The sequence below is a fragment of the Dactylosporangium sp. NPDC000555 genome (genome assembly GCF_040300025.1).
GTDB lineage: Bacteria > Actinomycetota > Actinomycetes > Mycobacteriales > Micromonosporaceae > Dactylosporangium.
On record NZ_JBEPDB010000015.1, the window covers coordinates 127,241 to 137,022 of the forward strand.

General features: G+C 73.5%; 8 protein-coding genes. 2 read left to right on the top strand and 6 right to left on the bottom strand.

Annotated features, from left to right (window positions below):
• Window positions 1–8: 8 nt before the first annotated feature.
• From ABT297_RS13025 to ABT297_RS13045, 5 genes are read right to left on the bottom strand one after another with little or no spacing between them, the layout of a single operon-like run.
• Entirely contained in the window at window positions 9–722 is a 714-nt protein-coding gene (locus ABT297_RS13025; protein ID WP_350548287.1) for a GNAT family N-acetyltransferase, read from the bottom strand.
• 14 nt (window positions 723–736) lie between these two features.
• On the bottom strand, window positions 737–2,347 hold the full coding sequence (locus tag ABT297_RS13030; protein WP_350548289.1) for a dipeptide ABC transporter ATP-binding protein: 1,611 nt from the start codon (window positions 2,345–2,347) through the stop codon (window positions 737–739).
• Window positions 2,348–3,196, bottom strand: coding sequence for an ABC transporter permease (locus tag ABT297_RS13035; protein ID WP_350548291.1), 849 nt, complete (start codon window positions 3,194–3,196; stop codon window positions 2,348–2,350).
• Window positions 3,197–3,201: 5 nt separating this feature from the next.
• Entirely contained in the window at window positions 3,202–4,122 is a 921-nt protein-coding gene (locus ABT297_RS13040) for an ABC transporter permease (RefSeq protein ID WP_350548293.1), read from the bottom strand.
• Between the two features lie 2 nt (window positions 4,123–4,124).
• Window positions 4,125–5,747: an ABC transporter substrate-binding protein gene (locus tag ABT297_RS13045; RefSeq protein WP_350548295.1), complete on the bottom strand. Its 1,623-nt coding sequence runs from the start codon at window positions 5,745–5,747 to the stop codon at window positions 4,125–4,127.
• Between the two features lie 247 nt (window positions 5,748–5,994).
• Here ABT297_RS13045 and ABT297_RS13050 point away from each other — a divergent pair, with 247 nt between their 5' ends.
• Entirely contained in the window at window positions 5,995–7,095 is a 1,101-nt protein-coding gene (locus ABT297_RS13050; protein WP_350548297.1) for an LLM class flavin-dependent oxidoreductase, read from the top strand.
• The gene (locus tag ABT297_RS13055) at window positions 7,092–8,225 is read left to right on the top strand and encodes an LLM class flavin-dependent oxidoreductase (protein ID WP_350548299.1); all 1,134 of its coding nucleotides are present in this window, start codon (window positions 7,092–7,094) and stop codon (window positions 8,223–8,225) included. The genes ABT297_RS13050 and ABT297_RS13055 overlap by 4 nt, the downstream gene beginning before the upstream one ends.
• 72 nt (window positions 8,226–8,297) lie before the next feature.
• On the opposite strand, the gene ABT297_RS13060 is transcribed toward ABT297_RS13055, so the two are convergent.
• Window positions 8,298–9,782, bottom strand: a 1,485-nt coding sequence (locus tag ABT297_RS13060; protein WP_350548301.1) for a hypothetical protein, incomplete at its 5' end; no start/stop codon positions are given.

A 9,782-nucleotide genomic window follows, 5' to 3' on the forward strand; every position in this document is an offset into this window, starting at 1 on the left:
CGCCGCGGTCAGGGCGGCGACACGAAGCTCGTGAACGTGGTGCGCTTGCGCAGCTCGAAGCCGATCGACTCGTACAGGCGGATCGCGTTCGTGTTGGCGGCCGAGGTGTGCAGGAACGCCCGCTCGCCCCGCGCGCGGATGACCGCCGCCACCGCGCGGACCAGGCGGGTCGCCAGACCCCGGCCGCGGAACGCCGGGTCCGTGCACACCGCGCTGATCTCGGTCCAGCCCGGCGGGTGCAGGCGCTCGCCCGCCATCGCGATGAGCGCGCCCTCGTGGCGCAGGCCGAGGTAGGTGCCGAGCTCGATGGTGCGCGGCAGGAACGGGCCGGGCCGGGTGCGCGCCACCAGGTCGAGCATCTCGGGCACGTCGGCGGCGGTGAGGACGACCGCGTCCGGGTCCGGGGCGGCCTCCAGGGCGACGTCGACGAGCTGGACGCCGCCGAGCTGGCGCAGCATGGTCCAGCCCGGCGGGGGTGGCGGGAGGTCGCCGGTGAGCGCCGCCTCCGCGCCCGGGCCGGTCAGCTTGGCCAGGTCGGGCCAGGCCTCCGGGCCGGCGTCGGGGGCCAGGGCGTGGAACGGCGACACGTCGGTGGGGAACCGGGCCGCCTTGCCGATGACCTCGGCGAAGCGGCGATGCGGGCCGTGCAGCGCGGCCCACACCGGGGCGTCGAGGACGTCGCTGTCAGGCGTTGGGTCGGGCCCAGGGCGGGAGGTGCTCATGAGCATCATCTCTATCAGGCGCGACCGCGGGCGCCGGCACCGGAGAGATCCAGCGACGGCAGGGCCGCCAGCAACTGCCTGGTGTACTCGTGCGACGGGTCGCTGAACACTGTCTCCACCGGCCCCTCCTCGACGACCCGCCCGTCCTTCATGACGAGCACCCGGTCCGCCAGATGGTGCACAACGCCCAGGTCGTGGGAGATGAACAGCAGCGCGGTGCCGTCCGCGGCCTGCAGCTCGGCGAGCAGGTCGAGCACCTGCGCCTGGATCGACACGTCCAGCGCGGACACGGGCTCGTCGCAGACCAGCACGTCCGGGCGCGGCCCGACGGCCCGGGCGATCGCGACCCGCTGCCGCTGCCCGCCCGACAGCGCGCGTGGCCGCCGCCGCAGGTACTCCGCGCCGAGCCCGACCCGCTCGAGGAGCTCGACCACGCGGTCCCGGCGGGCCCGGCCGCGCTCCAGGAGCGGTTCGCCGACGATCTCCTCCACGGTGTACCGAGGGTCGAACGAGCTCAGCGGGTCCTGCGAGACGACCTGCAGCCGCCGGCGGCGGGGACGGCGGCGCCGCTCCGGGATTCCGCTCCAGTCCTCGCCGCCGAGCCGGACCCGGCCCGCCGACGGCTCCAGCAGCCCCAGCGCGATGCGGGCGAGGGTCGTCTTGCCCGACCCGGACTCGCCGACGATCCCGAGCGTCTCGCCGCGGCGCAGCGCGAAGCTGACGTCGTCGACGGCGTGCCTCGCGCCGAAGCGCCGGTGCACGCCGGAGGCGGACAGCACCTCCTCGCCGGGCTCGGGCCGCGGCGGCAGCGGTTCCCGGCCGGGGGAGGACAGCCGGCGCCCGCGGGAGGCGGCGTCCGGCACGGCCGCGAGGAGCAACTGGGTGTACTCGTGCTCCGGCGCGGAGAGCACCCGTTCGGTCGGCCCCTGCTCGACGACGATCCCCTCGCGCATGACCACGACCCGGTCGGCGATGCCGGCGACGACGGCCAGGTCGTGGCTGACGAGCAGCAGCGCCCGCCCCTCGGCCCGGCGCCGGGCGAGCAGCCGCAGCAACTGGGCCTGCACGGTCACGTCGAGGGCGGTGGTCGGCTCGTCGGCGATGAGCAGCGGCGGGTCGGCGGCGATCGCCGAGGCGATGAGCGCGCGCTGGCGCAGGCCGCCGGACAGTTCGTGCGGATAGGCGCCGGCCCGATCCGCCGGCACGGTCACCGACTCCAGCAGCGCCCCGATCCGGGCCGGGCGCTCGGCGGCGGTGCCGACCCGGTGCGTGCGCAGGGCCTCGCCGATCTCCCGGCCGACGGTGTTGAGCGGGTCGAGCGAGACGAGCGCGTCCTGCAGCACGAGTGCGGCGAGGCGTCCGCGCAGCCGCCGCCAGTCCCGGTCGGTGTAGCCGGTCGTGTCCCGGCCGGCGACGGTCAGGCCGGCGTGGCGTACCGTCGCGGTGTCCCCGGCCAGGCCGACGAGGGAACGCGCGGTCACACTCTTGCCCGAGCCGGACTCGCCGACGATGGCGACGCACTCGCCGGGCGCGATGGTGAAGCTCACGCCGCGCACGGCGTGCACCGGGCCGGGGAAGGTGACGTGCAGGTCAGTCACCGAGACCAGCGGTTCTGTCGCGGACATTCAGCGCCTGCCTTCGAAGCGTGCCTGCAGCCGGCGGCCGACGGCGGTGAGTGAGACGACGGTGATGGTCAGCGCGAGGCCGGGCAAGATCGCCGACCACCAGGCGACCCGCAGGTAGTTGCGGCTCTCCGAGAGCATCGCGCCCCACTCCGGCGACGGCGGCTGGGGGCCCATGCCGAGGAAGCTCAGCGAGGCCGCGTTGACGATCGCGACGCCGAGGCCGATGGTGGCCAGGATCGGCAGCGGGCCGAGCACGTTGGGCACGATGTGCCGCCAGGCGAGGCGGGCGCGGGACAGCCCGAACGTCGTGGCCTGCTCGACGTAGCCGGCCCGGCGCACCAGCAGTGTCTGGGCGCGCACGATGCGCCCGTAGCGCGGCGCGAACGCGAGCGCGATGGCCAGGATCAGGCTGGGCGTGCCGGGCTGGGTGAAGGCGATGAACAGCAGCGCCAGCAGTACCTCCGGGAAGGCCGACAGCACGTCGAGCGCCCGGCTCAGCAGCTCGTCCACGACCCGTGGGGAGAGCCCCGCGATCAGCCCGACGAGGCCGCCGGCGACGACCGACAGCACGGTGGCGGCGAGGCCAATGCTCAGCGAGTACCGGGCGCCGTAGACGACCCGGGTGAACACGTCGCGACCGAGCTGGTCGGTGCCGAACCAGTGTTCGGCGCTCGGCGCCCGCAGCGCGGACATCGGGTCGGCGGCGAGCGGGTCGGTGCCGGTCAGCAGCGCCGGCGCGACCACCGCGACGGCGACGAGCACGAGGAACGCGACCGGCGCGACGAGGGACGGCAGCCGCCATCCGGCGCGAACGCCCACCGTGGTGGGTACGGGCAGCGAGATATCCACGGTGGTCAGCCCTTCCGCAGCCGCGGGTCGATCAGGAGGTACGCCAGGTCGGCGATCGTGCTGAGCAGCACGTAGATCGCGGAGGCGAGCATCACCACGGCCAGCACGACCGGGATGTCCTTGGTGCCGACCGCTTCGGTGGCGACATGGCCGAGGCCGGGCCGGCCGAACACCTGCTCGACCACGACCGCGGCGCTGAGCATGAAGCCGATCAGCGTGCCGCCGAGCGTGACCGCGGGCAGCAGCGCGTGGCGCAGCGCGTGTCGCCACAGCAGGGCGGACCGCTTCAGGCCACGGGCCCGGGCGGTCAGCGCGAACGGCTCCTCCAGGGCCCGCTCGAGCCCCTCCCGGATCACCTGGCTCAGCAGCGCGCCGAGCGGCAGGGCCAGCGACAGCGCGGGCAGCACCAGCGCCGAGGCGTCGCGGTCGCCGGAGACCGGGAACCAGCCGAGCCGGAACGAGAAGAGGCTGAGCAGCAGGATGCCGATGAGGAAGGTCGGCGCCGAGATGAGCGACAGCTCCAGGACCGAGACCAGGCCGCGGATCCAGCGCGCCCGGCCGGTGGTGAGCAGCGCCAGCCCGACCGCGATGACGACGATGAACGCGCTGGCCAGCAGGGTCAGCTTCACCGTCGGCCAGATCTGCCCGCCGATGATGTCGGCCACCGGGCGCTGCAGCACGTAGGAGCGGCCGAGGTCGCCGTGCAGCAGCCGGCCGAGGTAGGCCACGTACTGCACCACGGCCGGGCGGTCCAGACCGAGGTCGGCGGCGATTTGTGCCCGGATGACCGGGGTGTCCGGACCGTCGCCGACGAGCGTGTCGATGGTGGAGCCGGGCGCCAGATGCAGCGCGAGGTAGGCCGCGGTGGCGGCGGCCCAGAGGACCGCCGCCGCGCTGGCCAATCTCCGCAGGATCGGCTTGAGCATCGCTATGCGCCGATCCAGACGTTGTACGCGCTGGCCGGCACCCCGGCGGTCGGCTCGAAGCCGAGCCCGCCGACCTTCTTCTGCGCCGCGATCTGGTCGGCCGGCGCGTACAGCGGCAGCAGCGTCGCGTTGTCGGTGACCGTCAGCTGCTGCAGCTTCAGGTAGATCTCCTTGCGCTTGGCCGTGTCCGCGGTCGCGCTGGCCTGGGCGACGAGCTGGTCGACCTCCGGGGAGTTGTACCCGTGCCGGTTGATCGGGGCGCCCTTGGGCAGGATCAGGCTCAGCGCGGCACCGGCGTCGGTGTCGGCGCGGGAGTTCTCGAACACCTCGAACTCGTTCTTGGCCAGCGCGTCGGTCGCGGTGCCAGGGTCGACGATCTTGACCTGCAGGTCGATGCCGGCGGACTGCTTCACCGCGGCCTGCACGGCCTGGGCCAGGATGTCGCGCTTGTCGCGCACGTACGGCGCGGAGAGCACGATGCGCACGCTGAGCCGCTTGCCGTCGCGGGTGCGGAAGCCGTCGGCGTCCTTGGCGGACCAGCCGGCCTGGTCGAGCAGCGAGTTGGCCTGCGCGGGGTTGTTGCCGTAGGTCTTCTCCAGCGAGGCGTCGTAGAACGGCCCGGACGGGCTGAGGATGCTCCACGCCCGCGTGGCGGTGCCGCGGTAGACGCCCTGCAGCAGCGCGTCGACGTCGACGGCGTCGCGGAAGGCCTTGCGCACCCGGATGTCGTCGAACGGCGCCTTCGTCTGGTTGAAGTAGTAGATGTACCCGGTGCCGCTGTTCAGCGACCGGCTGAACGCGAGGTTGGGGTCGGCCTTGACCAGCTCCTGCTCGGTGGCCGGCACGCCCTCGACCACGTCCACCTGGCCGGAGGTCAGCGCCCCGACGCGGACCGAGGACTCCTTGAGGAACCGGTACGTGATCTCGTCGAGGTACGCGGGGCCCTGGTGTCCGGCGTTGGCCGGCGCCCACTTGTAGTTCGGGTTGCGCTTGTAGTGCACCTCCTGGCCCTTGCTGTAACGGTCCAGGATGAACGGCCCGGTGCCGACCACGTCCGGCCCGCCGGCCTTGAGGTCGGGGCTCTTGAGCGACTTCGGCGAGACCTGCGCGCCCTGCGGGGCGGCGAAGAAGTCGAGGATGAGCACGTCGGGCTGCTTGAGGTGCACGTCGATCGTGGTGGCGTCCACGACCGTGGCGTCCTTGTAGTTCCTCAGCTGGGAGGCCAGCACCGATGGGGCGTACCCGGGCACCTGCAGCTGGTCGAGGTTGGCCTTCACCACGGCGGCGTCGAACTTCTCGCCGTCGTGGAAGGTCACGTCGTCGCGGAGCTTGAAGGTGTAGGTCAGGCCGTCGGCGGAGACGCTGTAGGACTTGGCCAGCCAGGGTACGAAGCCGCCCTTGTCGTCATGCGTGAGCAGCCCCTCGAAGCTGTTCCACACCAGCAGCCGGGCCTTGGCCTGCGAGTACTGGTGCGGGTTGAAGGTGACCGGCTCGGTCTCGATGCCCCAGGTGAGCTTGCCGCCCTGGACCGGAGCGCCGGCCCCGGCGTCGGGATCGGCGGCCGCGCTCTGGCAGCCGGCGAGGAGTAAGCCGGCCGCGGCGAGGCCGGCAAGAAATCTGCGCATGGAGAAGCCCCAATGAAGGAGGAATTGGAAGATACGCCGGCATCGAAGCGACCGGCGTCTCCGCCAGTGCAACAGCGGGCCCGCACAAGTGTCAACGAACCGAGGTTTGAGTCACGAACCCCTGGCACAATTCATAGCTTGCACGTAGGATTAGTCGGCTTCATCGCGGAGCACGGAGGATTCGCATGACCGAACGACTGCACCTGACCGTGGCGCTGGACGATGCGCGGCCACCTCGGGCTCGCCCATGACTGACCCCGTCTTCCACTGGTTCCTGCCCACCGGCGGCGACGACCGGGCCGTGGGCGCGGGCAGCCACGGCGGCGTCATCGGCGCGCGGGACGTCACCGCGTCGCCGCACTCGGCCACGCACCGGGAGCCGACCCTGGAGTACCTCGCCGACATCGCCCGCGCCGCCGACCGGCTCGGCTACGCCGGGGTGCTGACCCCCACCGGCGCGCACTGCGAGGACGCCTGGCTCACCACGGCCGCGCTCATCGCACAGACGCGGCGCCTGAAGTTCCTCGTCGCGTTCCGGCCCGGGCTCATCACCCCGGTGCTCGCCGCGCAGATGGCCGCCACGTTCCAGCGGCTGTCCGCCGGCCGGCTGTTGCTCAACGTCGTCATCGGCTCCAGCGCGGACGAGCAGCGCGGCTACGGCGACCTCCTCGACCACGACGCCCGCTACGAGCGGGCCGGCGAGTTCCTCGACGTGGTCCGCGCCGCGTGGCGCGGCGAGCGCTTCGACCATGCCGGGCCGCACTACACGGTCGAGGGCGGCCTGCTGCGCGAGCCGCCGCAGACCATCCCGGCCGTGTACCTCGGCGGCTCCTCGCCGGCCGCGGTGCGCCTCGCCGCCCGGCACGCCGACGTCTACCTCACCTGGGGTGAACCGGTCGAGCAGGTGGCCGAGAAGATCGCCAAGGTGCGCGTCGAGGCCGATGCCCACGGCCGGTCGCTCCGCTTCGGCATCCGGCTGCACGTCATCACCCGTGACACGGCCGACCGCGCCTGGGACGACGCCGAGCGGCTCATCGCGGGCCTGGACGAGGAGACGGTACGGCAGCGCCAGCAGAGCCTGCGGGCGCTCGAGTCCGAGGGCCAGCGGCGCATGCTCGACCTGCACGGCGGCTCCCGCGACCGCCTCGTCGTCGCGCCCAACCTGTGGGCCGGCATCGGCCTCGTGCGCGGCGGCGCCGGCACGGCTCTCGTGGGCAGCCACGCCGAGGTGGCCGCGCGCATCGAGGAGTACCGCGAGGCCGGCATCTCCGAGTTCATTCTGTCCGGTTATCCGCATCTGGAAGAGGCACACGCCTTCGCCGAAGGCGTCCTGGGGAGGCCGTCATGACCGCAGTTCCACTGTCCATTCTGGACCTCGCGCCGGTCCCGTCCGGCAGCGATGCCGGCAGCGCGCTGCGCAACAGCATCGACCTCGCCCGGCGCGCGGAGTCGTTCGGCTACAACCGGTACTGGGTCGCCGAGCACCACTTCACCGACGGCGTGGCCAGCGCCGCCCCGGCCGTGCTCATCGGCCTCATCGCCGCGGCCACGGACCGGATTCGGGTCGGCTCCGGCGCCGTGCAGGTCGGCCACCAGACCGCGCTGTCCATCGTGGAGAGCTTCGGCCTGCTCGACGCCGTGTTCCCGGGCCGGCTGGACCTCGGCCTCGGCCGCTCGGGCCAGCGCCGCACGGAGGCGCTGGCGGCCATCGGAGGCGCTGCCAAGCCCCGCCAGGCCCCGCGCACCGAGTCCCGCGTCGTCGACGGCCTGCTGATCCCGCCCCCGTTCGACTTCACCTCGATCGTCGCGTCCCCGCGCTGGTCACTGCAGGCCGACCTGCAGCAGCAGCCGGGCGCGCAGTCCCCGGACTTCGCCGAGGTCGTCGACGACATCCGCGCGCTGACCGCCGGCACCTACGCCCGCGACGGCATCGACGTGCACGTCACCCCCGGCGAGGGTGCGAAGACGGAGCTGTGGATCCTGGGCAGCAGCGCCGGGCAGAGCGCGCAGGTGGCGGGGGAGCGGGGCCTGCCGTTCGCCGCCAACTACCACGTCTCCCCGGCCACCGTCCTGGAGGCGGTGGGCCACTACCGCTCGGCATTCCGCCCGTCGGAGGTCCTCGACCGCCCGTATGTCCTCGTCTCCGCCGACGTCGTCGTCGCCCCGACGACGAGCGAGGCGCGGGAGCTCGCCACCCCGTACGGGCACTGGGTGCACAGCATCCGCTCGGGCCGCGGCGCGATCCCGTTCCCGACCCCGGCCGAGGCGCGGGCCACGCCGCTCACCGCGCAGCAGCAGGCTCTGGTCCAGGATCGCCTGGACACGCAGTTCGTCGGCACCCCGGCGGAGGTGGCGGAGCACCTGTCGATCCTGCGCGCCGCGACCGACGCCGACGAGTTGCTGGTCACGACCATCACCCACGACCACGCGGACCGGGTCCGCTCCTTCGAACTGCTGGCGCGGCACTGGTTCGTCTGACCGGCACCCGACTACTCGCCGCCCCGGCGCGCCGCTTGCCGCGTCGCGCCGGGCGGCGCCGCTCGCCGGTGATCAGGAGTTGCGCACCTGGCCGGCGCACGCCGACGCCACGCCGGCCCACTCGCTGCCCAGCACCGAGGTCGAGGCGGACTCCAGCGGCGTGTTCTTGCGCACCACCTCGCCGAAGAAGTCCAGCATCTTCGGCTCGCCGAACTTCTTCGACAGACAGGTCACGGCGATCAGCGCGATGCCGTACCGCCCGTCGATCTCCTCGCTCGAGGCCGTCGCCGGCGGCGGGCCGAGCGTGATCGAGCCGTTCCAGCCCTTCTTCACGAACCGGCGCACGTCCGGCAGCCGGCCGCGCAGCGCCGCGCCGTCGCGGTCGGAGATGTAGTCGGCGATGCCCTCGACGAGCCACCAGTCGTCGGCGGTGCCGTAGTCCTCGCCCACCGTCACCACGTGGCCGAACTCGTGCGTCAGCAGGATCTGCAGCCACTGCTGGGTGGCGTCGGCGGCCCGCATGACGATGCCGCGCGGGCCGGTCGAGTAGCCGTCGTACGACGCCCCGATGCCGCCGTTGTCCCACCACGTCGTCCACTCGCCGTCGCCGGCGACGTAGACGATGTACCACTTCGGCGGCGGGTCCCAGTGCGCGTAGCGGTCGGCCACGTCCGCGGCCGCGTCGGCCTTGGTCAGCACCCGCTGCAGCCTGCTCGCGTTGGCCGCCGAACCGGCGACGATGACCCGCCGTCCGGTGACCGCCTGCAGCGCGGAGGCGTCCCACGGCTCGGAGCTCTTCTCGTACTTCGCGACCGACGCCTCGTCCCCGGTGACGGTCCACGAGGTCTGCACGACCTGCGGGAACAGCTGGGTGCAGCCCTTGCCGAAGCAGTAGTCGTTGCGCACGAGCACCGACCAGGTGCCGTCGGCGTTCTGCGCGGGCTTGTCCACGAGCGTCGGCTTCCAGGTCTGCACGCCCATCGCGCGCAACGAGCCGAACCGCCGGGTGAACCCGTCCTGCAGCCCGCCGCCGACCCCGGTGAGGTAGCCGGCGCGGTCGCCCGCGAGCAGCGCCGTGGACTGCTTGGACAGCGTCGCGAGGATCTTGTCGGAGACGGTGCTCTCGCCCTTGGCCCCGGGCACGCTGCCGGCCGCCGCGGCGGAGCGGCCCGGCAGCGCGTGGCCCGAGCCGGTGAAGTCGTGCCGGCCGGCGGGCCCCGCGGAGGCGACCCACACGGCGAGGACGAGGACGAGCGCGACCGCGGCGACGAATCCGGTCGCGACCAGCCCGCGGCGGCGCGGTCGCGGCGGCACCTGGGGCGCGGGGACCGCCGGCGGCACCGGCCAGTGCCCCGGCATCCCGGCGGGCTGCCCCGGACCGGGCGGCGCCGGGAACGCCCGCGTCGAGCCGGGCGGCGCTGAGAACGGCGGTGCGGAGAACGGCGGCGCGGAGTAGGGCGGGGCCGAGGACGGCGGCGCCGCGTATGCCCGCGCGGAGAACTGCGGCGCGGCACGCTGAGGCCGGGCCCGAGGTAGAGGCCGTCGCCGGCGCCGAGG

Excerpts from the sequence above, each read along its gene's own strand:
- ABT297_RS13025 (WP_350548287.1), bottom strand. The coding sequence starts at position 722 with ATGAGCACCTCCCGCCCTGGGCCCGACCCAACGCCTGACAGCGACGTC.
- ABT297_RS13030 (WP_350548289.1), bottom strand. The coding sequence starts at position 2,347 with ATGTCCGCGACAGAACCGCTGGTCTCGGTGACTGACCTGCACGTCACC.
- ABT297_RS13040 (WP_350548293.1), bottom strand. The coding sequence starts at position 4,122 with ATGCTCAAGCCGATCCTGCGGAGATTGGCCAGCGCGGCGGCGGTCCTC.
- ABT297_RS13045 (WP_350548295.1), bottom strand. The coding sequence starts at position 5,747 with ATGCGCAGATTTCTTGCCGGCCTCGCCGCGGCCGGCTTACTCCTCGCC.
- ABT297_RS13050 (WP_350548297.1), top strand. The coding sequence starts at position 5,995 with ATGACTGACCCCGTCTTCCACTGGTTCCTGCCCACCGGCGGCGACGAC.
- ABT297_RS13055 (WP_350548299.1), top strand. The coding sequence starts at position 7,092 with ATGACCGCAGTTCCACTGTCCATTCTGGACCTCGCGCCGGTCCCGTCC.